Source organism: Vibrio sp. 10N.222.55.A1, from assembly GCF_041473835.1.
GTDB lineage: Bacteria > Pseudomonadota > Gammaproteobacteria > Enterobacterales > Vibrionaceae > Vibrio > Vibrio crassostreae_C.
This window is the reverse complement of the sequence record NZ_JBFRSX010000022.1, coordinates 81,567-107,361: the sequence shown is the minus strand read 5'-3', so window position 1 is coordinate 107,361 and position 25,795 is coordinate 81,567. Positions and strand designations below refer to the sequence as shown.

Annotated in this window: 24 protein-coding genes; 10 read left to right on the top strand and 14 right to left on the bottom strand. The window is 45.2% G+C overall.

Annotation, left to right across the window (positions count from 1 at the left end):
• Positions 1-4 precede the first annotated feature (4 nt).
• Complete coding sequence (locus AB4493_RS06990; RefSeq protein ID WP_372154717.1) at positions 5-607, top strand: YitT family protein; 603 nt, start codon at positions 5-7, stop codon at positions 605-607.
• Between the two features lie 181 nt (positions 608-788).
• On the opposite strand, the gene treC is transcribed toward AB4493_RS06990, so the two are convergent.
• From treC to gmhB, 5 genes are all read right to left on the bottom strand, one after another.
• Positions 789-2,474: an alpha,alpha-phosphotrehalase gene (gene treC, locus AB4493_RS06985; protein ID WP_372154716.1), complete on the bottom strand. Its 1,686-nt coding sequence runs from the start codon at positions 2,472-2,474 to the stop codon at positions 789-791.
• 141 nt (positions 2,475-2,615) lie between these two features.
• Positions 2,616-4,040 carry a PTS trehalose transporter subunit IIBC gene (gene treB, locus AB4493_RS06980; RefSeq protein ID WP_372154715.1) on the bottom strand — a complete coding sequence of 475 codons (1,425 nt, stop codon included), beginning with the start codon at positions 4,038-4,040 and terminating at the stop codon, positions 2,616-2,618.
• A 205-nt stretch (positions 4,041-4,245) separates the two neighbouring features.
• The gene (gene treR / locus AB4493_RS06975) at positions 4,246-5,190 is read right to left on the bottom strand and encodes a trehalose operon repressor TreR (protein WP_017060760.1); all 945 of its coding nucleotides are present in this window, start codon (positions 5,188-5,190) and stop codon (positions 4,246-4,248) included.
• A gap of 91 nt (positions 5,191-5,281) precedes the next feature.
• Positions 5,282-5,623, bottom strand: a complete 342-nt coding sequence (locus tag AB4493_RS06970) for an MliC family protein (protein WP_017060761.1) — start codon at positions 5,621-5,623, stop codon at positions 5,282-5,284.
• Between the two features lie 112 nt (positions 5,624-5,735).
• Positions 5,736-6,320, bottom strand: coding sequence for a D-glycero-beta-D-manno-heptose 1,7-bisphosphate 7-phosphatase (gene gmhB / locus AB4493_RS06965; protein ID WP_017060762.1), 585 nt, complete (start codon positions 6,318-6,320; stop codon positions 5,736-5,738).
• 207 nt (positions 6,321-6,527) lie between these two features.
• On the opposite strand from gmhB, the gene metN reads away from it, so the two are divergent.
• The 3 genes from metN to AB4493_RS06950 all read left to right on the top strand — a co-directional run bounded on the left by metN (position 6,528) and on the right by AB4493_RS06950 (position 9,111).
• Positions 6,528-7,562 (top strand): methionine ABC transporter ATP-binding protein MetN, encoded by a 1,035-nt coding sequence (gene metN / locus AB4493_RS06960; protein WP_017060763.1) that lies wholly within the window; start codon positions 6,528-6,530, stop codon positions 7,560-7,562.
• Positions 7,552-8,235: a methionine ABC transporter permease gene (locus tag AB4493_RS06955; protein WP_017060764.1), complete on the top strand. Its 684-nt coding sequence runs from the start codon at positions 7,552-7,554 to the stop codon at positions 8,233-8,235. Before metN ends, AB4493_RS06955 begins: the two co-directional genes overlap by 11 nt.
• 66 nt (positions 8,236-8,301) lie before the next feature.
• Positions 8,302-9,111, top strand: a complete 810-nt coding sequence (locus tag AB4493_RS06950) for a MetQ/NlpA family lipoprotein (RefSeq protein ID WP_017060765.1) — start codon at positions 8,302-8,304, stop codon at positions 9,109-9,111.
• 120 nt (positions 9,112-9,231) lie between these two features.
• Here AB4493_RS06950 and AB4493_RS06945 read toward each other — a convergent pair whose 3' ends face one another.
• Together AB4493_RS06945 and syd are read right to left on the bottom strand one after the other, a co-directional pair.
• A complete protein-coding gene (locus AB4493_RS06945; protein ID WP_372154714.1) occupies positions 9,232-10,008 on the bottom strand; it encodes a Zn-ribbon-containing protein in 777 nt (258 codons plus the stop codon).
• Positions 10,009-10,012: 4 nt separating this feature from the next.
• Positions 10,013-10,558 (bottom strand): SecY-interacting protein, encoded by a 546-nt coding sequence (gene syd / locus AB4493_RS06940; protein ID WP_050633962.1) that lies wholly within the window; start codon positions 10,556-10,558, stop codon positions 10,013-10,015.
• Positions 10,559-10,689: 131 nt separating this feature from the next.
• Here syd and queF point away from each other — a divergent pair, with 131 nt between their 5' ends.
• From queF to xni, 5 genes are all read left to right on the top strand, one after another.
• Complete coding sequence (queF, locus tag AB4493_RS06935; protein WP_017060768.1) at positions 10,690-11,535, top strand: NADPH-dependent 7-cyano-7-deazaguanine reductase QueF; 846 nt, start codon at positions 10,690-10,692, stop codon at positions 11,533-11,535.
• 58 nt (positions 11,536-11,593) lie between these two features.
• The gene (locus AB4493_RS06930; protein WP_372154713.1) at positions 11,594-13,852 is read left to right on the top strand and encodes a tetratricopeptide repeat protein; all 2,259 of its coding nucleotides are present in this window, start codon (positions 11,594-11,596) and stop codon (positions 13,850-13,852) included.
• Positions 13,853-13,970: 118 nt separating this feature from the next.
• Entirely contained in the window at positions 13,971-15,536 is a 1,566-nt protein-coding gene (locus AB4493_RS06925; protein ID WP_017069497.1) for a GGDEF domain-containing protein, read from the top strand.
• Between the two features lie 243 nt (positions 15,537-15,779).
• Positions 15,780-17,144, top strand: a complete 1,365-nt coding sequence (gene ppnN, locus AB4493_RS06920) for a nucleotide 5'-monophosphate nucleosidase PpnN (RefSeq protein WP_017060771.1) — start codon at positions 15,780-15,782, stop codon at positions 17,142-17,144.
• A gap of 93 nt (positions 17,145-17,237) precedes the next feature.
• Positions 17,238-18,011 carry a flap endonuclease Xni gene (xni, locus tag AB4493_RS06915; protein WP_017069498.1) on the top strand — a complete coding sequence of 258 codons (774 nt, stop codon included), beginning with the start codon at positions 17,238-17,240 and terminating at the stop codon, positions 18,009-18,011.
• An 80-nt stretch (positions 18,012-18,091) separates the two neighbouring features.
• Here the strand turns inward: xni and rlmM are convergent, their stop codons facing one another.
• The 7 genes from rlmM to pomA form a co-directional block, all read right to left on the bottom strand.
• The gene (gene rlmM / locus AB4493_RS06910; RefSeq protein ID WP_017070491.1) at positions 18,092-19,183 is read right to left on the bottom strand and encodes a 23S rRNA (cytidine(2498)-2'-O)-methyltransferase RlmM; all 1,092 of its coding nucleotides are present in this window, start codon (positions 19,181-19,183) and stop codon (positions 18,092-18,094) included.
• Positions 19,180-19,578 (bottom strand): DUF423 domain-containing protein, encoded by a 399-nt coding sequence (locus tag AB4493_RS06905; protein WP_372154712.1) that lies wholly within the window; start codon positions 19,576-19,578, stop codon positions 19,180-19,182. Before AB4493_RS06905 ends, rlmM begins: the two co-directional genes overlap by 4 nt.
• Entirely contained in the window at positions 19,568-20,191 is a 624-nt protein-coding gene (locus tag AB4493_RS06900; protein WP_017069501.1) for an alpha/beta fold hydrolase, read from the bottom strand. Before AB4493_RS06900 ends, AB4493_RS06905 begins: the two co-directional genes overlap by 11 nt.
• Positions 20,184-21,092, bottom strand: a complete 909-nt coding sequence (locus AB4493_RS06895; RefSeq protein WP_017063339.1) for a transcriptional regulator GcvA — start codon at positions 21,090-21,092, stop codon at positions 20,184-20,186. The genes AB4493_RS06900 and AB4493_RS06895 overlap by 8 nt, the downstream gene beginning before the upstream one ends.
• A gap of 671 nt (positions 21,093-21,763) precedes the next feature.
• Positions 21,764-23,212, bottom strand: a complete 1,449-nt coding sequence (gene thiI, locus AB4493_RS06890; RefSeq protein WP_029235325.1) for a tRNA uracil 4-sulfurtransferase ThiI — start codon at positions 23,210-23,212, stop codon at positions 21,764-21,766.
• 318 nt (positions 23,213-23,530) lie between these two features.
• A complete protein-coding gene (locus AB4493_RS06885; RefSeq protein ID WP_017060777.1) occupies positions 23,531-24,478 on the bottom strand; it encodes a flagellar motor protein MotB in 948 nt (315 codons plus the stop codon).
• Positions 24,479-24,490: 12 nt separating this feature from the next.
• Positions 24,491-25,255: a flagellar motor protein PomA gene (gene pomA / locus AB4493_RS06880; RefSeq protein WP_017060778.1), complete on the bottom strand. Its 765-nt coding sequence runs from the start codon at positions 25,253-25,255 to the stop codon at positions 24,491-24,493.
• Between the two features lie 297 nt (positions 25,256-25,552).
• Between pomA and xseB the strand changes: the two genes are divergently transcribed.
• Complete coding sequence (xseB, locus tag AB4493_RS06875; RefSeq protein WP_004734405.1) at positions 25,553-25,795, top strand: exodeoxyribonuclease VII small subunit; 243 nt, start codon at positions 25,553-25,555, stop codon at positions 25,793-25,795.

Below are 25,795 nucleotides of genomic sequence, written 5' to 3'. Positions count from 1 at the left end.
AACGATGGAAAAACACTCACGTAAAGAAGATTGGGTAGCGATTCTCACTGGCACGTTTTTAGTGGCGTTAGGCATCTTCTTTTTACAGTCAGCGAACCTGCTTACCGGGGGCACTACTGGCTTGGCTCTGCTTTTGAGTCAATTCTTGCCTGTAACCTTTGGTATTTTGTACTTTGTTGCCAATTGTCCATTCTATTTATTAGCATGGAAACGATTCGGCCGTAGCTTTGCTATTAGCAGTGCGATTTCTGGTGCTTTAGTGTCTGTGTTTGCCGATCATTTATACTTAGTTATCTCGCTAGAAGTTCATAACGAGATCTATTGTGCTGTTGCCGGCGGCTTACTAATGGGCTTAGGTATGCTAATCCTATTCCGTCACCGCTCAAGTCTGGGTGGCTTCAACGTACTGTGCTTGTTTATCCAAGACCGCTACGGTATCTCGGTAGGTAAAACACAAATGGGTATTGATGCATGTATTCTGTTTGCATCGTTCTTCTTCGTGTCACCTTGGGTGATTGCCGTTTCTGTATTAGGCACCGCAGTATTGAACATCGTATTGGCAATGAACCACAAACCAACTCGCTACTCGGTGAATTACGCGTCTTAGAGTTCATTACCTGCTCTGTCGTTGCTGGCACTCGATGCTCAAACTTCTCGCAAGTAGACTCGAGGCACGATATTCCAGCCATCACTAAAACAAAAAAGGCTTTGGGGAGCACTCCAAAGCCTTTGTAGAAGCCCAATCCTTTAAGGGGAATAAGAATCAAGCTTCTTAAAATGAAACAAGGTTAACCTTCAATCAAGAGAATACGAGTCTCGTAAGGACGTAAGACTTGATGATGTAATGCAACTGAAGTGTTCGCTTGTTGATAGTTAGACAACAGACTCTTCGCCTTAGTCATATCAAAACGTTCCGGTAAAATGCACTCCGCCTCTTCACCATAATAGTTGTTAATACACAGCAAGGTTTGCCCTTCGTTCTCACGTGCATATGCAAAAATGGATGAGTGATCAGGCAATAGATCTTGATAGCTGCCATCTGTAATCACTGGCACTTGTTTACGTAACTCAATCAAACTCTTATAGAAATAGAAAACAGAGTCTTTGTCTTCCAGTGCTTGCTCAGCGTTAATCCCAGGGTAATTATTCGCTACATCAAGCCATGGCTGAGCTTGTGAGAACCCTGCGTAAGGCTCACTGTTCCATTGCATTGGTGTACGAGAGTTATCACGAGACTTCTGCGCCAAAATCGCCATCATATCTTCATGAGCCACACCATCACGGTTCACCATGATGTCGTACATATTGGTACTCTCAACATCACGATACTGGCTAATTTCAGTATAGCTAGGGTTAGTCATGCCAATCTCTTCACCTTGATAGATATAAGGTGTGCCCTGCATCATGTGGACAGAAGCGGCGAGCATCTTGGCTGATTCAACGCGATATTGCTGATCGTTACCTAAGCGACTCACCACTCTTGGTTGGTCGTGGTTACACCAGAATAGTGCGCCCCACCCTTTGCCATTCAATCCCGTTTGCCAGTGGTTAAAGATCGATTTGAGCTGTAAGAAATCAAACGGCGCATTGGTCCACTTCTCACCATTGGTGTAATCGACCTTAAGGTGGTGGAAGTTAAACACCATCGATAGCTCACTGTTATCAACGTTTGAGTATTGCTGGCAGTGTTCCAACGTGGTTGAAGACATCTCGCCTACGGTCACGCTGCCGTACTTCTGAAATACGGCTTCGCTGATCTCTTTCAGGTATTCGTGTACACGTGGACCATCGGTATAGAAACGACGGCCATCACCGATATCATCATTAGGAAAGTCTTGCTGCTTCGAAATCAGGTTGATCACATCCAAGCGGAAACCATCAACGCACTTTTCTGCCCAAAAGCTGATAACGTCTTTCACTTCTTCACGTACAACCGGGTTCTCCCAGTTGAGGTCAGCCTGTTCTTTGGCGAATAAGTGTAGGAAGTATTGCCCAGTCGCCTCATCTAGTTCCCACGCATTACCACCGAACTTAGACTGCCAGTTAGTTGGTGCTTGACCATCTACGGGATCTTTCCAAATATAGTAATCGCGGTAAGAGCTGTTTTTGTCGCCCAAAGCAGATTGAAACCATGCATGCTCTGTCGAGGTGTGGTTTACCACGATATCCATCACGATACGGATACCACGTTGGTGCGCTTCAGACAGCAATAAGTCGAAGTCTTCCATGGTGCCGAATTGAGGATTAATCGCGTAGTAGTCTGAGATATCGTAACCATTATCGATCATAGGAGATGCGTAAACCGGGGTTAGCCAAATCGCATCGACACTCAAATGTTTGAGGTAATCCAGTTTCGAAATGATCCCTTTGATGTCGCCAGTACCTTTACTGCCACTGTCGCAGAAGCTCTTTGGGTAGATTTGATAGATGGTTGCGGTTTTCCACCAGCTTTCATCATGTTCAGTCATCGCCATCTCTAACACTCACTTACCAGAAAATATAAAATAAAAATCACCATGTGAATCATGGTCGAATAGCCGTTATAACTAAAAGAAAAAGCTATAACTAAGAGAAAAAGCGATAACTCATTTTGGAGTCATCGCTTATTCAATGCATTACGCGTTCGCGGTTTCTAACTCACCCTTGGATTGGGCTCGCTTGTAGAAAAACAGGGTTAGCGTGATAGGCAGTACTATCGCCACCAGCATCGCGACTAGGTAAATCGACCAATATTGAGGTTGAATCGATAGGATGCCCGGCAAGCCGCCGACACCGATACCATTCGCCATCACACCCGCGCTACCACAGATTGCGGCTGCAACAGCACTACCAATCATTGCGCTCAGCATTGGGAATTTGTATTTAAGGTTAATACCGTACATCGCAGGCTCTGTTACACCTAAGTAGGCTGAGATTGCCGCAGGAACCGAGATATCTCGTTCACCTTCACGCTTACTCAAGATAATGATGCCGACTACTGCCGATGCTTGTGCAATGTTTGATAGTGCAATCAAAGGCCAAATTGGTGTCCCGCCTAAGTCTTGCATCAGTTGCAGATCCACCGCGTTGGTGGTGTGGTGAATACCCGTGATAACCAAAGGTGCGTATAGGAAACCAAAAACCACTGAACCAAGAATCGCAAAATCACCTGTCATTGCAGCTTTAGCCGCGAATGCCACACCATCGCCTAACATACGACCGAATGGGCCAATGAAAGTGTGCGCTAGAATCACAGACAAAATAATCGATACAAATGGCACAACCACTAGGTACAAGTAAGCAGGGACGATACGCTTAAGATTGGTTTCAATGAACGCCAAAGCCACACCCGCTAACATCGCTGGGATCACCTGAGCCTGATAACCGACCTTCTCAATCACGAACAGCCCAAAATCCCATACCTCAGGTACCGATTTACCTATCATGTATGCGTTCATGAGTTGTGGTGAAACTAAGGTCACACCGAGCGTGATACCCAAAATAGGGGTTCCGCCAAGCTTCTTAACCGTAGCCCAACACACGCCAACCGGTAGGAAGAAGAAAATAGCTTCGCCGATCAACCATAAGAAAGAGTGAACGGTTGCCCAGAATTGACTGATTTCAACGAGGGTTTTGCCGTCGAACATGCGAATGTCGCCAATCACATTACGGAAACCAAGAATCAAACCACCTGTAATGATGGCAGGCAGCAGTGGTACGAAAATTTCGGCTAAATGGGAGATACCACGCTCAAGGAAGTTCATGTTTTGACGAGCAGCCAGCTTCGCCTCATCTTTTGATGATGCCTCTTTACCTGTCTGTTCAATCAGAAGTGCGTACACTTCATCAACTTCAGTGCCAATCACAACTTGGAATTGGCCTGCATTAGTAAAACAGCCTTTTACTAGCTTCAGTTTTTCGAGTTCAGCTTTGTTGGCCTGCTCTGTATCGTTCAATACAAAACGCAGTCGAGTCAGACAGTGGCTGACACTCGCAATGTTTTCTTTACCACCGACTAACTCGATAAGACGCGCAACGTCTTGCTTCGCTATCTTACTCATACTACCCCACCCTGGTTTCATTCAATTACTCATCTAAACCATGCAAGCTATAATCACTCAGACTTAGATTTATGGGAACATTCCCAATTACGGTTATTATAATGCCCGTATGAATGATAAATTAAAATGGGAACAATCCCATTAATTGAAAGAGATCACACTCTAATTTTAATCTAAGCGGTTCAATTTCGCTTAATTGAGTGGATTATAGAATAGGAGATTGTGTGTGATGAGAGATCTCTGAATTGCCTAAAAGCTGAGAGATCAATAGATTAGCAGCCAGCTTACCTGCAGATTGGTAACCAGGATCAATGCTAAATACTCGTGGGAATAAGAAAGAGAGAAGATCATTGCCACCAACGCCGGTGACGACCACATCTTCACGTTGTAGTTCTTGCAGACGCTTGATTACACCAAGAGCCAGCGTATCACTGGCACAAACGATCGCTTGAGTCGCGGGAGTTAACACCTCATCCACCAGCTGATAAGCACTTTCGTGATGAAGTTGACCAGTACGATAGTTTGCCACTGAACCTGTGTTTTCACACCAATCGAGATAAGCCTTAAGACGCAGTTCACCGGTTGATTTATCACTAGGATCAACCCCGATAAAGCCAACGTCAGAGATCCCTTGATCCGATAAATGCACCAACGCACTATTGATCACCTGTTGGTTATCATAGTTAATCGACGTCACGTTCTCGGTATCCAGAGCAATCACCACCGCTTTGTGTTCCCAAGCTTCGATTGCCGGAATATCGCAGTCAGTAAAACCAAATACAATAATGCCATCAACGTTACGACGCTTTAGAACTTGCAGGTGCTCATTGGCTTTATCTCTATCAAGTTGGCTTTCCATGATCACGACATCGTAATCCGCTCGATACAACTCGGCCAGCATCGTACTTACCGCTTTGTTTTCAGAAGGAGAGTCCAGACGAGAAATGATTACGCCGATGACTTTTTGACTGCCACCGCGCATCGATTGCGCAGATTTTGAAGGCGTGTACCCAGATTCTTGAATTACTCTTTCCACCCTTTCACGGGTTTCAGGTTTCACTTTTGGATCATTGGTCAGAACGCGTGATACGGTTGACTTACCAACACCGGACAGCTTTGCAATATCAAGAATAGTGAGTTTTTTGCTCATAAAAAGTCTAACGTTAAAGGGAAGAGAAGAAAAAGTGAGGGTAGATTCCCTCACTTAACTGTTTGTAAATACTAGCAGTTCTTACTATGACTTACTTTTGGCAATTTCGATAGACTACGCGACCAAGTTCTAGACGCGCATTGTCACCTTTCGTGCGCAAAGTGATGCTGTTAATCATCTCTGAAGTGCCATCATCTAAGATGTATTTGGTTCCTGAGCCCGCTGGAACTTGAGTCAGGCGGTATTCATTATCAGGCAAGCGTAGTACCGCTTTTTCATTATCAAGGTAAGACACATCAAACGAGACGTCAGACTCACATTGATAAGTCGCGAATTGATCATTCGATGTTGCGCTATCAGTCTCAGGGGCTGCTGATTTAGAGCACCCAACCAATGCTACTGTACATAGAGATGCTACCAACATAGCTTTCATACTTCGTTCCTCATCTTTATATAGTCAACGACACTTAGCCTATTCACAGGTTCGAACAAACCTAATGTAAGTGCCTAATGATAGGTCCATACCTTAGTGATAAATAAAACGTTTAGCCTTTTAAGAAAGCGGGTACGTCTTTAATGCTATCAAGTACCACGCTAGCCAACGCTTCACCTTTTTCAGTGATGGGTTTACCCGTTCTTACCAAGACTTTAGTACCAACACCTGCTGCTTCTGCAGCCATCATGTCTTCCGCTTTATCGCCGATCATGACCGAGTTAGCCATATCAATCTTCAGAAAGTCACGAGCAGAAATGAACATGCCTGGCTTTGGCTTACGACATTCACAATCTTGCTTGTAGTCACCAATACCGTGCTCAGCGTGGTGAGGACAGTAATAAATGCCATCGAGCTCGACACCATTATCAACAAAGTTCCAATCCATCCACTGCGTTAAAGAAAGAAAACGGTCTTCACTAAACATGCCGCGAGCAATACCAGATTGGTTGGTCACTAGCACCAATAAATAACCCATATCTTTAAACGCTTTCGCCGCTTCAAACACACCATCGATGTATTCAAAGTCATGCTCATCATGTACGTAGCCGTGATCAACGTTAATCACTCCATCACGATCTAAAAAAACAGCAGGTTTAGACAAAATTTTGTTCTCTATCAACTCTCTATTAATCATTAATTATTACACGCTTTATTTGCTTCATCACTATCTATTTAGTTTTGCGTTCGTTAACGATTTGTTTCTAGCTTAGCCATACAATCGACGTTTAGCCGTCTAGACGTAAAAATATCTATTGACTTAGATCATAGAACACCATAGCATCGTCTGTAAATCGAGCGAGCTATCGACATATTATTCTGTTCTACCTGCACGGGTTTCTCTATGATTAAAGTGAATCAAGTCAATAAGGTTTTTTATCAAGGCACTAAAGAAATCAATGCCTTAATTGATATCAACCTCCACATTCCTCAAGGTCAAATCTTTGGAGTCATCGGCTCTTCAGGTGCAGGCAAAAGTACCCTAATCCGCTGTGTAAATATGTTGGAAGCCCCGACTTCGGGTGAAGTGATTGTTGATGGTATCGACCTAACAAAACTCAGCAAATCAGAGCTTAGCGAAGCGCGCCGTAACATCGGCATGATATTCCAGCACTTCAACCTGCTGTCTTCTCGTACTGTATTTAACAATGTAGCACTGCCTCTAGAACTTGCTGGTAAAGATAAAGCGATTATTGAAGCGAAAGTCAGCGAGTTACTTGAACTGGTTGGCCTTGCTGATAAGCGTGACACCTACCCGGCAAACCTAAGTGGTGGTCAAAAGCAGCGTGTGGCGATTGCTCGCGCACTGGCCTCTGACCCGAAAGTACTGCTATGTGATGAAGCCACCAGCGCATTGGATCCAGCAACAACTCAATCTATCCTTGAGCTGCTGCGTGAAATCAACCGCAAGCTGAACATCACTATCCTGCTTATTACACACGAGATGGATGTGGTTAAAAGCATTTGTCACGAGGTTGCGATCATTGGCGGCGGTGAATTGGTAGAGAAAGGTACAGTCGGTGACATCTTTGCTCATCCGAAGACAGAGCTAGCGCATCAGTTTATTCGCTCAACGTTGGATCTGACGATCCCTGAAGATTACCAAGCACGTTTGCAAGAGACTCGCGTAAACAGCAGCTACCCGCTGGTGCGTCTTGAGTTTACTGGTGCAACGGTTGATGCTCCGCTAATGACGCAAATCGCACGTAAATTCAATATCGATGTCAGCATCTTAAGTTCTGACCTTGATTACGCCGGTGGCGTGAAGTTCGGCATGATGGTCGCTGAACTGTTCGGTAATGAAGCAGATGATAATGCTGCTATCCAATTCCTACGCGACAACAATGTAAAAGTAGAGGTGCTTGGTTATGTCCTTTAGTTTCAACGAGATTGCTGACTGGATCAGCCTTAACGGTAACCTTCTATTAGGCGCAACAGGCGAAACGCTTTACATGGTTGCTGTTGCAGGCATTGTTGGCTTCGCGGTCGGTATTCCACTAGGCGTGATTCTGCATACGACTAAAAAAGGTGGCCTGTTAGAGAACACCAAAGTAAACAAGATTCTAGGTGCGATTGTGAACGTGGGTCGTTCAGTACCTTTCTTAGTTTTGATGGTTGCGATTATTCCACTGACTAAGATGCTGATTGGTACCTTCATCGGTACAACAGCAGCGATTGTTCCACTGACGATTGGCGCTATCCCATTCGTGGCTCGACTTATCGAAAGTGCACTACTTGAAGTACCAACAGGTCTAGTGGAAGCGGCCCAATCAATGGGCGCAACACCAACACAAATCATCAATAAGGTTCTGCTTCCAGAAGCACTACCGACTATCATCAACTCAGTAACGATTACGCTAGTGACTCTGGTGAGCTACTCAGCAATGGCCGGTACTGTAGGCGGAGGTGGCCTAGGTGATGTCGCGATTCGTTACGGATTCCACCGCTACGATGTGACCATCATGGCTGTGACAGTAGTGATGTTGATTGTGCTGGTACAAATTATTCAATCAATCGGTGATTCATTAGTTCGCCGTGTTGACCACAGATAAAGACTCACACATAAAGAGTAGAGTCGTCTGAACCTAATTAAATAGATTTATTAAAAGGAGATTATTATGAAATTTAACCTTAAAGGTTTACTAACTATCGCAGCAGCAGCTTCAGCGCTAGTTCTAGCAGGTTGTGGCGATAAAGAAGTGGATACTTCTAAAGTAAAAGTTGGCGTAATGGCAGGTGCAGAAGCGCAAGTTGCTGAAGTGGCAGCTAAAGTAGCGAAAGAGAAATACGGCCTAGACGTTGAACTGGTTACTTTCACGGATTACGTAACACCAAACGCAGCTCTAGATGATGGTTCTATCGACATCAACGCATTCCAACACGCACCGTACCTAGATCAGCAAGTGGCTGACCGTGGCTACAAGCTAACTATCGCTGGTAACACGTTTGTTTACCCAATTGCGGGTTACTCTAAAGAAGTGAAATCGGTAGACGAAATCCAAGACGGTGCTCGTATTGCTGTACCAAACGACCCTACAAACCTAGGTCGCTCTCTACTTCTTCTTGAGCAACAAGGTCTTCTTGAACTTCGTGAAGGCGCAGGTCTTCTAGCTACAGTTCGCGACATCGTGGGTAACCCTAAGAACCTAACGATTGTTGAACTAGACGCAGCTCAACTGCCACGTTCTCTTGATGATGTTGCTCTATCTATCATCAACACAACTTACGCGAGCTCTATCAACCTGACTCCACAAAAAGATGGCGTATTCGTTGAAGACAAAGATTCTCCTTACGTAAACCTAATCGTTTCTCGTGAAGACAACCTAAACGCTGAAAACGTACAAAACTTCGTTAAAGCTTACCAAACTGAAGAAGTGTACAACGCAGCTTCTGACATCTTCCAAGGTGGCGTCGTTAAAGGTTGGTAATCAACTAAACGACAGCACTGTATAGATACCCGAAGGGGCTGACATAACGTCAGCCCCTTTTTTAATGATAAAGATTTGCTAGAAAGTAAAGCATCTCAGATTTAAGCGAAACAAAGTCGATTACTTCAGGTGATCCCAAGAGATGTTTGACACCAATCGGCAGTCATCACACTTGAAATAGAAAATATCGTGGATAGGCGCATCTAGCAGCCATTCACCACCACATTGCGGGCATTTGCGCTCTTTTTCATCTTTCAGGCTGATCCCACCGACACGGTATAAGTAGTAGTAGGTTGGAACCTTAGTCAGATACTCAATGCGCCCTCTTAGACCCCAACCGCGTTTAAACAGCACACTCTTCGTGTCACTGATCTCGGCTAGCGTTGCATGTTCCGCGCGACAACCACCACCCATTTGTACTTCATCACAGGCTTGCCATTCGGTCTGCCATTTCAACACGGCTTTATGGTCGCCATTGAAGGTAGGTGGATTGCGATATAAAGGGATTGGTAGCAAGCTATCGCCACTACGCAGCGGTGAACAGGTGTGCACGAATGTCGTGTATAACACCTGCCAGCTTGGTGTTTCATCTTCTGCCACTTCTTCTGAGTTCAGATCTCGACCTAGCAAACGCATTTTAGGCGCTAGTAGGCTCGCGTTAGACAAGCGATCAAAACACACTTTCACAAAGTCTGAGTGATTACGCGGGTGCAAGCTATCTTGCTCCGGGCACACAACGCGAACATAGAATTCCCCATCGCCCATCACGATTGGGAACTCACGACCTAACACTTGTCCGTTATAACGAAGTGCATCCATTAAGCCATTAACCGCCTTGTCGACAGCGCTTACCGTTGTGTTATCAAAACACTCAAATTGAAGTTCTAGTACGTACATCTATTTATACCGCTGGTTGTAGCTTTTCTAAAAATTCTGCCAATGTCTCGGCGAGCACATCACGATTTTTGGTACCTAAGCGCTCCAAAATCACGTTACCCGTTAGGTTACAGATAGAGATAACATCCAGCTCAGCATCGGTCGCGGCAATGAAAACCGTTGGTTTTAGCTTCAAGCGACGCTGAGTTACTAGGTGACCCAAAATGTTTTCTTGTAGGCATTCGAAGTCTTCATCACTCCAAATCTGTAACAGAGTCAATTCGTTACCATCGAAAGTTGCGTTCATATCTGCGCTGAATTGTGCGCCGTAGAAAGTTTTGATGTCTTCATGCAGAGTCAACTCAATACCGGTTTCAACGTTGGTGAAATCCGCGAATTGCTCACGTGGATAGTGCTTCCACAACACGGCATCGCCACTCTTTTCTTCTACGCATGGCGATACGATGTCCACCAACTCCTCATTACGAGGTAAGCTTTGGTGTTTCTGCTGCCACGCGTCAACGTATCGCTGACTAAAAGAAAGTAGTGCGTCTTGAGCACGTTGAGTCATGAAAATCTCCTAAACACAAAATAATAAATAGAATCCGAGCCCTTTCCGCGCCGATTAAGCGATGACTTAATGACAGGGTAAGGGGGATTCAGTAAAATCGACCCCATTCTAATCGAATTTGAAACGAAAGTATGAGCAAATATTCTGACGCAAAAGAGCTAGCGGGTTTAACCCTTGGCCAAAAAACTGAGTACTCTAACCAATACGATGCAAGTTTATTGCAACCAGTGCCTCGTAGCCTTAATCGCGATGATCTTGCGCTAAACGGCGAGCTGCCTTTTGTTGGTCATGATATTTGGACGATGTACGAGCTTTCGTGGCTAAACACCAATGGTCTACCACAAGTGGCTGTCGGTGAAGTTTTCATCCCAGCAACCAGCCCAAATTTAATTGAATCAAAATCTTTCAAGCTGTACCTGAACAGCTACAACCAGACTCAATTTGAAAACTGGGATCAAGTAACCGAGCGCCTGACCCAAGATTTGTCGGCATGTGCAGGCGAAACGGTGATTGTGAATGTAAACTCAGTAACCGACTACACTAACCAACCTATCGTGACGATGGAAGGTGACTGTATCGACAACCAAGACATCCAAATCACTAGCTACGACTTTGAAGCGTCGCTGCTTGAAGGCGCTGCTGGCGAACAAGACGTTGAAGAAACACTGCACAGCCACCTATTGAAGTCGAACTGTTTGATCACCAATCAACCGGATTGGGGCAGCGTTGAGATCGCATATTCTGGTAAGCAAATTGACCGTGAAGCTCTGCTACGCTATTTAGTTTCTTTCCGTGAGCACAATGAATTCCACGAACAATGTGTTGAGCGTATCTTCACTGACATCATGAAATACTGTGCACCTTCGAAGCTAACTGTGTTCGCACGTTACACACGTCGTGGTGGTCTGGATATCAACCCATACCGTTCAACAGAGCAAGATAGACCAAGCCACAATAAGCGTATGGCTCGCCAATAATCAGGCGAGAACCACCCACACTTATTTGAACCTACCAAATCTTTAAAGGGACATTGAAATGCGTTGGTTATACGTTGTTAGTCTATTTATTTTAAGCTTAAGCACATCGGTCAATGCGTCGGTTTATTCGTCGGCGCTACTCAATGAAGCCAATAATTTGGTTGAGATCGATCCGAGCCAAGCAAAACAAATGGCCAACAGCTACCTAACGCTGCGTGTCCTTTCTGATCAACGCGAGAAAAGCCCTTCAGCTATTTCTCGCGAAGAGACAGACTCCTCGATTCGAACACCAAACAGCAGTATCGATGCGTATAAGATCTTAGCCAAAGCGGAATACAACCTTGGCAATATGCGTATTGCGATTCAGCACATCGACAAAGCCTCCGAGCTAGCGCAAACCTATAAGCTTGATTACCTAAAAATAGATCTTCAGATCCTAAAAGTTCGCTTACTTTGGCTGAGTGATAGAAAATCAGCCAAAGCAAAATCAGAGCTCACTAACATTGAAACAAATCTAGAGTCGGTGAATAAAACCTTACGCTTAACGGAAGGCATTACCTATCGCTTGATCATGTTGAAAGCCGACATCGCCTCTTACGACAACAAGATCGATGAAGCCGAAAAGTTCTATCAAGAAGCCAAAACCTATCTCGATCAACGTTACTCTGAAAAAGTCACCATCGACTACCATATCTCCGTCGGCGAGTTTTATCTGACTCACAAAGAGTACAACCACGCGTTATCCGAGTTGTTGTATGGCTACTGGAAATCAGTAGAGGGCAATCTAAGTTCACGTTTGGCCAAGGTCAACCGCCTACTTGCGCAGCTTTTCTTTGAGCGCCAAGTGTTGGATAAAGCGTTAGAACACCTATCTCAAGCCGCTGATTTCTATGACAACTTTGAAAGCTCGCCTGTCTTAGCACAAGTGCTTAAGAAAATGGGGGATGTGTACTTCTATCAAGGGAAATATAACCTTGCCTTGGTACACTTCTTCAACGTTCTTGATCACGAAAGCACTGACCGAGATATCCACCAAGTCATTGATATCCGACTAAGTCTATCGGCGACCTACTTACGCCTTTATAACTACCCTCTAGCAGAACAGTACCTAACCCGTGCCCTTGAGCTGCTGGAATATACCGACATTCCAAAGCTGGAAGGCCGTGCTGCACTGTTATCTGCAGGGTTAGCGTATCACCTACAAGAAAGCGAAGACGTGATAAAGCATGCGACACGTGCACTTGAGATCTCACGCCAGATAGAGAACATGCGCCTTTCACAACGCTCGTACTACTTACTTTCTTTGGGTTATGAACAGGCAGGTCGTCCACAGCAAGCATTGGCAAACCTCAAGCAATACAACAGCCTTGTCTCTCTAGAGCAGCAAAAACTCAACCGTGTTGGCGAAGACGCGTTCCGTCAACAGAAAGAATTTGCCGAACAAACCCTGCACTACGCAGGCCAAGCGCAAGAGCTAGAAAAGTACAAACTAGAGCATCGCAAGTTCCAGAAAATATCGTTCGCCCTATTCTTGTTCAGTATTATCTTGTTCTTCTTTGTGCTTCGCCGTGGCTACCTCATTCAAACCTTAGCCAAAGAAGTCGACTCACTACGAACAGACCTGTTTACGCACTCACGATCTAAGCTCCCGAACCTCAGAATGCTGAATGCCAAGCTGTCCAATTCGCTAGAACAAACCAGCCAGACCTTCGAACAGTGGCAACTTGGCGAATTGATTCATGAGCCACTCAACGACCGCTTACGCTTCGTGATGATTGATTTACCGTTCTTACGCAATATGTACACGCAGAACGGTTACAAAGCCGGTCTAGAACTGGAAGACGCTTTCGGTGAATTCCTAAAATCTAAGCTTGAAGGCCCAGCTCGTGTCTACCACTTCTCGGATGCGAACCTGCTTTATATCGAGCCAAACGCGGACCGTGATTTGTCGCCTGAGGACATGTTCAGAAAGATTCAGTCTTGGGTGAATGACTTCGAAACAGAGCGAAACATCAACCGAACGGTCCGTATGGGCATCGCTGACTACCCATTCTTGCCACGCGCTTACACCGCAATTAACGATCAAGAGCTGCTCGACGTATTGTTGATGTCGACCAATCTCGCCCGTGAGATCAGTCTCAAAGAGCGCAGTAGCCAATGGGTCTATCTAAAAGCTATCGATAATGCACCAGCAGCGAGCCTTGCAACTGGTAACATAAGAGAAGCGTGTAAACATGCGATTAATCAAGGGTTAATAAAAATACAATCCTCGTACCAGAATGAGGACAACATCAAAAAAATGCTAAAAGATGACTGATTTGCGAGCGGTTAAGAGCAGCAAGTCGTGACCTTATTTTTAGTTTTGTTATTATCGATGTAACGGAATTTCATCAAAATGATCGAGATCGGTCTACGCGGCGCTAATAAATACATCTATGGGCATTCTTGAAAAAGACATTCAGGCGCAACTCCACCAGCTGAAATCTCAGTTGGAGCAGGTCCGTTTGACGCAAAGAGACACCTCGTTCAAGTTTATTAGAGAACAGAAAGTTCTAAAGCGTATCGTCACGTCTTTAAGTGATGCATGTGTTGGTAGTAACAGCCATTTAGATGAAAACCTCATTGCCCTTAGGGAAGAGCTAGAAAAGCAAAAAGACATTAGCTCAATGATCCCAAAACTGGCAGTATTAGAAAGGATGCTTAAACAGAAAACGTTGGCTATGGATAAACAGAACGGGTATCTGGACGATAGCATTAAGCACAGTGGGGAAACGCTGCAGCGCATAACTGGCCTTCCAGCACAGCTCAAACGCGACCTACGAAACTTACTTAGCTTCTCCGAATGCAATGGCAGTCAGAAAGTCGACCACGCCATGAAACTTCTCGGTATTTATGAGCGTGCCATAAAGATTATGGCGAATAACTCACGCACCCATTTTGCTGACGCTGCGCACTCTCCGGAACAAGAGCTCCTTTCCGACCTATCAAACGAACTACAACATCTGATCACTGAACTCGACTTCGAGGGTGAATCGGGTGATCTGCTTACCGATATTCGAGCGAAGCTGCTGCTTGGTGTTTCCACACAAAACCTACTTGAGCTAACACTTCAGATCCTCAAACTGGTTATTGAAGGCACCAACCTAGAACGTAAGAAGTCTGAACAATTCATCGATCAGCTTAATTCTTCTTTAGCGTCCAGCATCAAAACGGCAGACCAAAATGCCGACCAGAGCCAGAGCTACTTTGAGCACCGACAAGGTCTAAACTCTGAGTTAAATGAACTAGTCACTAGAAGCCAAAGCTCGGTAGATAAAGCGAAAGATATTGATAGTTTAAAGCTGTCGATTAATCCGCTACTCAGTGAAATCGCCTCTCTTTCGGAAAGGCTGAACCACGCAGAGCAAAAAGAACAAGCTCTGATAGAGAGAATGAGTTACGGAAAGACTCAGTTAGATTCACTCTATGAAGTGACGCAAGATTACCGTAAGCGCTTGGAAGATCAGGCTCAGCGTATGCTGCTTGATCCTCTAACCAAGGTTTACAATCGCACTGCCTTTACTGATCGCTTAGAGCTTGAGTATCGCCGCTGGATCCGCGCGCAACACTCGCTACGCGTAGTACTGCTCGACATCGACAACTTCAAAGCAATTAACGATAGCTTTGGTTACACCGCGGGCGACAAAGCACTCAAGATCATCGCAAGAACTATTACCAAAGAAGCAGGCACCACCGATACTGTGGCACGTTTTTCAGGTGAAGAGTTTGTGTTATTGCTGCCAGAGCAAACCGATGAATATTGCCATCAGGTGATTCAGAACATTCAAACTCAAGTAAGCCGCCTGCCCTTTAAATTCCGTGACCAGCAAATCACGATCACTTTATGCGCGGCAAGTACTCAGTTTAAAGAGTCAGATACACCTGAAGAAGTGCTAGAGCGACTCAATAAGACTCTAAATAAAGCAAAACAACGCGGTACCAACCAACTTGTTTGGCACTAGGCCAGCCCTAGATTTAATTTATTTCATTTTTTCAAATACTTATCACATACCATTTCCCTCAATGTTTGCTAAGCTAATGATTAACATTCGCTTAACAAGCATTCATGGCAAGCAACGCTGTCGTATCCGTTTCGTCTGGTTAACTCTCTCCTACCTTTAACCAAACACTTTCAACGTTTGCTTCTCACTCTCGAGCCAGAGGGTCACTTCAACGTCCCCTGCTCTTTTCAACAAGGAGGCACTATGATCACTCATATCAGCCCTGCCGGTAGCATGGATTTACTCTCTCAACTTGAGGTTGAGCGTCTTAAGAAAACCGCGTCTAGTGATCTGTACCAACTGTATCGCAACTGTACGTTAGCGGTCCTGAACTCGGGTAGCCATACCGACAACTCCAAAGAGTTGCTCGACAAATATCTGTCGTTCGATGTCGAAGTCGTTCGCCGTGAGCGTGGTATTAAGCTCGAACTAAGCAACCCACCAGAGCATGCCTTTGTCGATGGTGAAATCATCAAGGGTATTCAAGAGCACCTATTTTCAGTGCTGCGTGACATTGTTTACGTCAACATGCACTTAGCCGATAACCAAAGGCTCAACCTGACTAATGCCACTCACATTACTAACCTTGTGTTTGGTATCTTGAGAAATGCAGGTGCGTTGACGCCAGGCATCGAGCCTAACCTGATTGTATGTTGGGGTGGTCACTCTATTAATGCCAGCGAATACCAATACACTCGTGAAGTCGGTAATGAGCTCGGCCTCCGTGAACTGAATATCTGTACCGGTTGTGGACCGGGTGCAATGGAAGGCCCAATGAAAGGGGCTGCCATTGGTCACGCGAAGCAGCGTTACACCGATCATCGTTATCTTGGGCTTACCGAGCCTTCGATCATTGCGGCTGAGCCACCAAACCCAATCGTCAACGAACTGGTGATCATGCCAGATATTGAGAAGCGTCTTGAGGCGTTTGTTCGTATGGCACATGGCATCATCATTTTCCCAGGCGGCCCCGGCACGGCCGAAGAGCTGCTGTACATCTTAGGGATCATGATGCACCCGAATAACGCCGAACAGCCAATGCCGATTGTGTTAACGGGCTCGAAAGAGAGTGAGGCTTACTTCCGCTCAATCGATAAGTTCATTGGGGAAACTCTAGGGCCTGATGCTCAGAAACATTACGAGATCGTGATTGATGACCCAGCACGCGCTGCGAAAATCATGAAACAAGCGATGCCAGATGTGCGTTCTCACCGTAAAGAGACCGGTGATGCCTACAGCTACAACTGGTCACTGCATATTGAGCCTGAGTTCCAACTGCCATTCGACCCAACACACGAATCTATGGCGGCGCTTGATCTTCATATGGACCAAAAAACAGAAAGCCTAGCCGCTAATTTACGTAAAGCGTTCTCAGGCATTGTGGCTGGTAACGTCAAAGCAGAGGGTATTCTGGAGATCGAGAAGCACGGCCCATTCCTAATTGATGGCGACAAAGAGCTAATGACCAAGATGGACCAACTGCTGAATGACTTTGTTGAGCAACATCGAATGAAGTTACCGGGAGGGACCGACTACGTGCCTTGCTATAAAATCGCCTCACGTGATTAAGGCGTTTACGTTACCAACGTTTCAACTCACCAAGTGATACGTTACTATAAGGGGCTAGCAGCCCCTTTTTTATTGCCTATTTAGTGGAAACTTATGTCTATCCATCTTGTTATTATCGATGCCTTAAACCTCATCCGACGCGTGCACTCTGTTCAGCCGGATCCAACCGATATAGCAAGAACCATTACCACCACAATTCGCACTCTCAATAAGATTCTGAATGAATCAAAGCCCACCCACATCATCGCGGTATTTGATCACCATTTACAAGACCGTGGCTGGCGCGCAGATGTGCTTCCTGCTTATAAGCAGAATCGTAAACCGATGCCAGAACCATTGATGAAAGGCCTTGATGCTATTCAACAAGCTTGGTGGGAGTTAGGCATTGATTCACTGCTGTCTGATGGCGATGAAGCGGATGATCTCGTCGCAACACTGGCAAAGAAAGTGGCTGACCACGGAGAAACCGTCACCATCGTCTCGACGGATAAGGGCTACTGCCAACTGTTGTCACCAACGCTTCAGATCCGAGATTACTTCCAGCACCGCTGGTTAGATAAACCCTTTATCGAAGCTGAGTTTGGCGTTAAACCTGAACAACTGGCGGATTACTGGGGATTAACGGGCGTAAGCTCAAGCCAAGTACCGGGCATCCCAGGTATCGGGCCAAAAGCAGCCAAAGAGATATTGACCACTTACCCAGATATCGAAGCGGCCTATCAAGCAGAAGATCTGCCGAAAAAATATCGTAAGAAGTTCGACGAACACATCGAATCCGCTCGTGTATGTAAGCAAGTATCGGCACTCAAAACCGATATTGATTTAGGGTTCAACCTGCAAGATATTCGTTACGAAGCAAACGCTTAAGTCGCTGTGACTCGATAATATTGATACAAAAAATGCCCCTTAAAGGAGCATTTTTTATCACTGACACACTAACGTAAATATTAGTGCGGTGAGATGTTTGAAAGCGCCTGAATGTGGACCGTGATCTCTTCGCGATCGTGGTAAAGGTGCTTAGCCTGCATCTTGAACTTCACTTTGTTCTCAATCAGGAACACTTTTAGGTTCTCGATATCTTGCAGTACTTCATCGTAACGGCCTTTCATAGGCAGTTTAAGGTTGAACAGTGCTTCTTTCGCCCAGCCTTTGATGATCCACTCACCCATAAGGTGAGCAACACGAGCTGGCTTCTCAACCATGTCACAGATAATCCAAGTTACGTTCTTACGGTCTGGTTCAAACTTAAAGCCATCCACCATGTGGTGCTTAATTTGACCTGTTTCCATTAGGCTGTCTGCCATCATGCCGTTATCAACACAGTGAACGAACATCGAGCGCTTAACCAATTGGTAAGTCCAACCACCTGGACATGCACCTAAATCAACACCCCACATACCTGGAGCCAAACGCTCGTCCCACTCATCACGAGGGATGAATACGTGGAATGCTTCTTCTAGCTTCAATGTAGAACGGCTTGGCGCATCTGATGGGAACTTCAGACGAGGGATACCCATAAAGAACTGGGAGTTGTTCGTTGGGTAAGAGTAACCAACAAAACAGTGGCCCGGAGCGATGAAGCATAAATGAAGCACAGGCTTCTTAGCGTTATCTTTCGCTGTCATCAGGCCTTTACCACGCATCGCTTGACGCATCGGCACGGTAAATTTACGGCAGAACTTCAAAAGCTCTTTTGCTTCGTTAGTATCTGGCGTTTCAATACGGATATCACCACAACGAGGGAAACCTTCTTTCTCAGAAAGCGCCTCAAGAATTGGAGAAATACGGTCATCGGTTGGCAGGTCTTTAATTTCAACAGCCACTGCCAACATTTGACGAGCAAAGATCAGTGATTGGAAATCGATCTCTTTGATCAACTTGTCCGCTTCACCTGCTTGGTAACATTCAAACAATACAAAACCTGTATTGTTCTTTAGGCGAGGAAAACCAAACACTTCCAGTTGTGTTGCCTTGTCTTGAATTTCGCCAGCACATTCTTTTTCAAAACCAGAGCGACAATAAAGTAGTACGTGTTTCACTGAGTTACCTCTTTTATATTCAAAGCAGCGAAGGAGAAGACTCCCCAACCAATGATAAATAGTAGACCACCAAACGGAGTGATAGGGCCAAACCATTTTATTCCTGTCAGTGCCAAGCCATAAAGGCTGCCACTAAAACAAAGGATGCCGATGATAAAGCAAATTGCCGCAATGAAAAAATATTTTTGTGATTTAGCGCCAAGTTTCATCTGCAGCAGAGCGCCACACGCCAATATCGCTAGAGTATGGATAAATTGGTACTGAACACCCGTCTCAAACACGCCTAGCAGATATTCAGACAAGATAGCTTTCAAACCGTGAGCTGCAAAGGCGCCAAGCATCACAGCAACCGCACCAGAGATGCCAGTAAACGTGAGTAAATACTTACTTCTCATTGAGTACCTCTTTGATAAACGCCGATAGTTTCTCAACGGTTAACGCTATGTTCTGCTGTTCGGTGTAGCCAGAGCTCTTACGAGGCTTAAAGCTGTGATCGCCATCAGGAATAAACTCAACACGAATCGAATCCGACAGGTCGAAATCAGCAAACTCTTCTCGCTTACCAAAGGTATCACGTTCACCCTGCAGAATAAGACACGGCTTTGCTAACTCAGCCAAGTGCTCACCTTTGTATTTCTCTGGTTTGCCTGGCGGATGAAAAGGAAAGCCTAAACAGGCCATTGCAGCCACCTTATCAACTTCAGACAAATGGCTCGCCATACGTCCTCCCATCGACTTACCGCCAATCACAAGCTTATCGGCATCTACCTGTCCGATAATATCTTGGTAAGCTTCGAGCAGTTTAGGGGCTCGATCAGGTGGACGACGCTTACCATCTTCAGCACGTTTGATCATGTAAGGGAAATTAAAACGAATCACTCGTATCCCTTTAAACGCCAACCCTTTTGCTACCGACTGCATGAACTCATGATCCATACCTGCGCCAGCACCATGTGCAAAGATAAAGGTTATTGGGTTGTCTTCACCATCAATGATGAGGTTATTCATCAAGTAAGTCCTCTTGTTCACTTTGCGCTTTCGCCAACATCCAATCACGGAAAGTCGCAATACGCCCCATGTCAGCTTGTTTCTCATGACACACTACATAGAAGGCGTTCTTACTTACCAACACTTCATCAAAAGGTGCAATCAAACGACCTGCTTCGATTTCAGGTTGCGCCAACACATTATTACCCAAAGCAATACCTTGCCCGTGAGCGGCCGCCTGCAATACCATGGTTGAGTGACTGAAGATAGGGCCATGATTAACGTTTACCCCATCAATACCATTTTGCTTAGCAAACTGTTTCCAATCCTTTCGAGATGTATCATGCAGTAGCGTATGACATGCCAAATCACTGAGAGATTCTAAAGGTTTAGCTCCTAGCAGCACGGAAGGTGAGCAAAGAGGAATTAAGTATTCTTGGTAAAGTTTATCGGCTCTGAGCCCCGACCAATTCCCTCGGCCATAATAGATAGCGACGTCTACATCATCGGTTAGCGAGCCTTCATCCATATCAACGGCTTTGATTCTTACATCAATATCAGGCTCTTGCTGATTAAAGTCAGCGAGCCTTGGTACCAACCATTGAATAGCAAAACTCGGCGGTAAACTGATGGTCAATGCGCCCTTCTCACTTCGCTCCAGCACTTTGTCTGTCGCTTCTGCTAGTGATGTGAAAATATCTTTGATATCTAAGAAGTAGCTTTGACCTTCTTCAGTTAGCAGCAAAGAGCGGTTTCTTCGGCGAAACAGCTTCAAAGATAAGAATTCTTCAAGCGCTTTGATCTGATGACTGACTGCCGCTTGAGTAACAAACAACTCTTCTGCAGCACGCGTAAAACTCAAGTGTCGAGCTGCAGCTTCAAACACTCTTAGCGAGTTTAATGGGGGTAATCGACGAGACATAGTTACTCTCTAAATAAGCATTAGTTTTTTTTATCTGAAACATTATAATTTGTCCATTGCCTAGCAGCCAGAGAAATTCTATATTTCATCCCGCAGCAGCTAGCCTGAACGGCTTGATTCTCTCTAGAATCAATTGGCTTAGCTCCTGCGATGTTGTGTTTGCAAACTCGTTCTTTTCGAGTTGGGTAGAGTTCTACCAAATGTTTTGTTGCAGTTTATACTGAAACGAGGCATGTACTTCCTGTATTTATTTTGACCTGTCTGTCAAATTTGTTTACACCGCCTTATGGGCGGTGTTTTTTTATGTGCAAAGAAATGTAACAACAAGTTTATCAATAGCTGTGCTAATTAATCTTTATTATTTTTCATCGCCAATCACAGAATCAGACACCCACTCAAATAATCAACTGAACACATACAAATAGCACCATTGAGTTGCACTAAAAAGTAACAGAATACTTCAAGATACTCACACTTCTTCGGTACTTATAAACCCGTTTAGAACACACTCTTTCTATCAATCAAAAATTTCAAAGCTGAGCATGACGATAGCACGCCCAAACTCACGCCTCTGTCTGACTACTGTAAATCATTCACAATAGAAAATAAAAAAGCCGCTTACTTTTCAGTAAACGGCTTTGCAAAATGATTAACGCTTGGTCAACACACCACTATGGGCGGTAAACCTTAACGTTATGGAAGCCCTGCTCTTGTAGGTAAAGTGCCTGTAGACGGCTCATTACACCACGGTCACAGTACAGCAAGTACTCTTTCGCTTGGTCTAGGTCGCCAAACTGAGTCGAAAGCTTGAAGAATGGGATGTGTTTAATTTCAACACCCTCGATCTCTAATGGGCTTTCGTCTTCTTCTTCTGGGCTACGGATATCAAGAACGATAGCGTGCTCAGCAACAGCTTGAACTTGTTCAACTTCAGGCGCTTGCTCTTGGCTCTCTTTCTCGATGTCACGGATATCCATAACACGAGCGTTCTCGATCACTTGATCCAGCACTTCAAAGTTAAACTTAGCTTCTTCTGCTTCCAGTTTGCCTTTCTTCGCTTTCACTGTTGGCTTCTTAGAAATAACACCACAGTACTCAGGCATTACCTTAGCGAAGTCTTCAGTACCGATGATACGAGAAAGGTCGATGATGTCTTCTTTATCCCAGTTGATAAGCGGACGAAGAATCAAAGTATCTGTCACGTTGTCGATGTGACGCAGGTTAGTTAGCGTTTGGCTTGATACCTGACCTAGTGCTTCACCAGTAACCAACGCTTCGATCTTGAACTTGTCTGCAACCATACCACCAGCACGCATGAACATACGCTTAAGAACAACGCCCATTTGGCCGTCTTCTACGTTCTCAAGGATTTCAGCAACCACAGGTTCAAAGTCTACAGAAATGAACTTCACCTTTGCAGATGAGCCGTATTTATTCCATAGGTAGTGAGCCACTTGTTTAACACCAATCTCGTGCGCTGGGCCACCAAGGTTGAAGAAACAGTAGTGAACCTTAGAGCCGCGTTTGATGTGCAGGTAGCTTGAAACACCAGAATCAAAGCCGCCAGAGATCAAGCTCAGTAGATCTTCTTGAGTACCAAGAGGGAAGCCACCGAGGCCTTTGTGACGAGCTAGAACTTGGTTTAGCTTGTCGTTAGCCACTTCAACCTTAACGGTTACATCAGGGTTCTTAAGTCGAACTTTCGCTGACTCAACTGCTTGGTTTAGACCGCCGCCTACGTAGCGCTCAAGTTCAATAGAGGTAAAGTCATGCTTACCACGACGCTTAGCACGTACAGAGAAAGTCTTGCCTTCAATGTCAGCACGGCTGCGTTCTAGTACTTGCTCGTAAATATCGTGCAAGTCTTTGAATTCAGACTGTTGAACTTCAAGAGAGTGGTGAATACCTGGAGTGTGAGTCAGAGCCTCTAACACTTCTGCGTAGTACTGGTCACTCTCAGACGTCACTTCAATATGATCGCGACGGTTGAATACCGCAACACTTTCACAGCGACGTTGAATAACGTTACGAATGTTGCACTCTAGAATCCTTGTGAAGCGCTTACGCACCGATTCACTTTTTACAAAAATTTCCGGATGGGGCTTAACAATAAATTTCATAGTACTTTCACAACATTAATGTTCAAAATTTTGAAAACGCTCATCGCCAAGTAAATTAGAGAATTTACACAGCACTTGAAGCAAGAATAGATCATATCTAAATCTAAGGGCGCGAATTATACATGAGAAAGTGAAGCAAGGAAAAGAGTGCTTGCTGTAACACCATCATTAAACCGCTTGTTATTAACAGTAGCAGGTTTCGAAACGACATAAATGCCGCAGAGAGAACCATTGAAGACCAGCAAACAAAAAGCCCAACCTCATTATAAGGTTGGGCTTTCGATGCTATCTGCATGCTACCGTGTGTACACGTATCGGCTATTCATTAATAACAGGCACTTCGTCACTGTAAAGCGGCTCGCCCTGCATGATGCTGATTTCAACGCGGCGGTTGAGGCTACGTTGCCATTCAGTATCGTTCGGCTCGACTGGCTCGGTATCCGCCATGCCGCGTACTCTCAAGCGTTGATGAGAGAAACCACGCACCTTTTCCATCTCTTGAGCAACAGACACTGCTCGCTGTGATGACAAGTCCCAATTAGAGCGATAAAGCTCGGAATCAAGACGTTGATTATCGGTGTGCCCTGAGATTCGAACGATACCCGGAACATCTTTCACCAACTCAGCAACCTGTCTCACCAAAGGTCGGAACTTAGGCTGTAGGAAAGCAGAACCCGATGGGAATGCACCCTTCTCACGAATTCGAATCACAATCTGCTGGCCAAGGTTTTCAACTTCAATCGCGCCTTGGTCTATCTCTCGCTCCAACGCCTTCTTGATGCTTTCCATCAAGGTTTCCATCTCTTGCGATTGAGCTTCAGCTTGTTGTTGCTGTTGGTCTGACTCAGAGTTTTGATTGTCGTGAGTCGAAACCTCTGGCGACTTGCCTCCGGTCATCTTGCCTTGATCACGCATGGTACCGCCAGCACGCTCAGATTCACCTTCATGAAACTCAAGCGTTTGCTGCGTAATATCAATCGTCTGCTGCATGATCACATCAATCGGTGTCGGCTCTGGACGACCAGGTCGAAACTCTTGTGCAATGATGCTGGTGCCTTTAGGAATGTCTTTCACTTCCAAGCGGTTTTGTACACCAAACGCAAATTTCATCGAGCCAGCGATCTGTTTGAACTTCAGTACGTCCATCTCAGAGAATGAGAGCAGCAGTACGAAGAAACACATCAGCAGTGACATCAAGTCAGCAAATGTCCCCATCCATTGAGGCAATCCCGGAGGAGGACATTTACATGGATTTTCTTCATCCATCTTCAACTCCTCTTACGCAGGTTCACCATCAATCGTACGCTTACCTTCGTTTAGGTAGCTCTTCAGGTAACCATCGATTACTCGTGGGTTCTGACCATCTTGAATCGCGAGTACGCCATCCATAACCAAACGACGGTTGAGTGTCTCTTGGTCACGACGCAGCGCAAGCTTGTCGGCAATTGGGAAGAACACCATGTTCGAAAGAATCGCACCATATAGGGTGGTTAAAAGTGCCACCGCCATCGCAGGACCGATCGCTTTTGGATCATCCATGTTAGAAAGCATGGCAACCAAGCCAACCAAGGTACCAATCATACCCATCGCGGGTGCTACATCACCAAATGCAGAGAACACCTTCGCGCCCTGCTCATGACGCTCTGTGGTTAATGCGATGTCTTTTTGCAGTGCAGCACGAACTACATCTCCATCATGGCCATCCACCAAAAGATCGATGCCCTTTTGCATGAAACTGTTGTTAATTTCCATCTCTTCCAGTGCTAAAAAACCACCTTTACGAGCCGCATCAGCCATCTCTACAACTTTCGCAATAAGATCTTCAGGCTCATCCGCTTTAAACATAAAAGCTTTGCCTGCGATTTTAGTCGCGCCAAAGAACTGTCCCATGGTGAACTTCATTAGAACAACAAAGGTTGAGCCCCCAACTACGATCAAAATGGATGTCGTGTCATAGAACATCCCGAGGCTTCCGCCTAGGATCATTGCCATAATTACAAAGGCAAATCCACCAATCAAACCTATTAGGGTTGCTAAATCCACTGAGCACTCCTCATGCTTTTTTGTAGCTCTATGTCGACGATAATCTTTTTATCGGCAAGACTATAAGATCTTTTAGTAAATTCTTGGCCTAAGTATCACACTTTTGCTTTTTGTATCACAACTATTACCCGCTTCCCCGTTCTCGAGCAGTCATAAACTCGATAAAGGTGAGGTTATTAGATGAAAGTGGCTTCAAGCCTCTTAAAAACGAACTTTCTAGCAAAATTTATTGGTTACATTTGACCATCTCAACGCCCTAAGGTAACGTTCGTTCATCTTTCCAAGCGCAGATTTATTATGGCTACTAAGAAACCTGAAAATATGAGCTTTGAAGCGGCAATCGAAGAGCTCGACGGCTTGGTTGATCAACTAGAAAACGGTGATCTAGCTTTAGATGATGCGCTGAAAAAATTTGAACGAGGTATCTCCCTCGCTCGTGCCGGTCAAAGCAAACTAAACGATGCTGAACAGCGTGTTAGCATCCTACTGCAAAATGATGAAAACGCAGAACTTAGTGACTTTAACCCACAACCAGAATAA

Bases quoted from the DNA above. Each gene is read 5' to 3' on its own strand.
- AB4493_RS06895 (WP_017063339.1), bottom strand. From the start codon at position 21,092: ATGTCTCGTCGATTACCCCCATTAAACTCGCTAAGAGTGTTTGAAGCT.
- gmhB (WP_017060762.1), bottom strand. From the start codon at position 6,320: ATGATTAATAGAGAGTTGATAGAGAACAAAATTTTGTCTAAACCTGCT.
- AB4493_RS06885 (WP_017060777.1), bottom strand. From the start codon at position 24,478: ATGGATGAAGAAAATCCATGTAAATGTCCTCCTCCGGGATTGCCTCAA.
- syd (WP_050633962.1), bottom strand. From the start codon at position 10,558: ATGACTCAACGTGCTCAAGACGCACTACTTTCTTTTAGTCAGCGATAC.
- AB4493_RS06900 (WP_017069501.1), bottom strand. From the start codon at position 20,191: ATGAATAACCTCATCATTGATGGTGAAGACAACCCAATAACCTTTATC.
- AB4493_RS06905 (WP_372154712.1), bottom strand. From the start codon at position 19,578: ATGAGAAGTAAGTATTTACTCACGTTTACTGGCATCTCTGGTGCGGTT.
- AB4493_RS06955 (WP_017060764.1), top strand. From the start codon at position 7,552: ATGTCCTTTAGTTTCAACGAGATTGCTGACTGGATCAGCCTTAACGGT.
- xseB (WP_004734405.1), top strand. From the start codon at position 25,553: ATGGCTACTAAGAAACCTGAAAATATGAGCTTTGAAGCGGCAATCGAA.
- ppnN (WP_017060771.1), top strand. From the start codon at position 15,780: ATGATCACTCATATCAGCCCTGCCGGTAGCATGGATTTACTCTCTCAA.
- AB4493_RS06970 (WP_017060761.1), bottom strand. From the start codon at position 5,623: ATGAAAGCTATGTTGGTAGCATCTCTATGTACAGTAGCATTGGTTGGG.
- AB4493_RS06950 (WP_017060765.1), top strand. From the start codon at position 8,302: ATGAAATTTAACCTTAAAGGTTTACTAACTATCGCAGCAGCAGCTTCA.
- AB4493_RS06930 (WP_372154713.1), top strand. From the start codon at position 11,594: ATGCGTTGGTTATACGTTGTTAGTCTATTTATTTTAAGCTTAAGCACA.
- xni (WP_017069498.1), top strand. From the start codon at position 17,238: ATGTCTATCCATCTTGTTATTATCGATGCCTTAAACCTCATCCGACGC.
- AB4493_RS06945 (WP_372154714.1), bottom strand. From the start codon at position 10,008: ATGTACGTACTAGAACTTCAATTTGAGTGTTTTGATAACACAACGGTA.
- thiI (WP_029235325.1), bottom strand. From the start codon at position 23,212: ATGAAATTTATTGTTAAGCCCCATCCGGAAATTTTTGTAAAAAGTGAA.
- AB4493_RS06990 (WP_372154717.1), top strand. From the start codon at position 5: ATGGAAAAACACTCACGTAAAGAAGATTGGGTAGCGATTCTCACTGGC.
- treC (WP_372154716.1), bottom strand. From the start codon at position 2,474: ATGGCGATGACTGAACATGATGAAAGCTGGTGGAAAACCGCAACCATC.
- treB (WP_372154715.1), bottom strand. From the start codon at position 4,040: ATGAGTAAGATAGCGAAGCAAGACGTTGCGCGTCTTATCGAGTTAGTC.
- treR (WP_017060760.1), bottom strand. From the start codon at position 5,190: ATGAGCAAAAAACTCACTATTCTTGATATTGCAAAGCTGTCCGGTGTT.
- queF (WP_017060768.1), top strand. From the start codon at position 10,690: ATGAGCAAATATTCTGACGCAAAAGAGCTAGCGGGTTTAACCCTTGGC.
- AB4493_RS06925 (WP_017069497.1), top strand. From the start codon at position 13,971: ATGGGCATTCTTGAAAAAGACATTCAGGCGCAACTCCACCAGCTGAAA.
- metN (WP_017060763.1), top strand. From the start codon at position 6,528: ATGATTAAAGTGAATCAAGTCAATAAGGTTTTTTATCAAGGCACTAAA.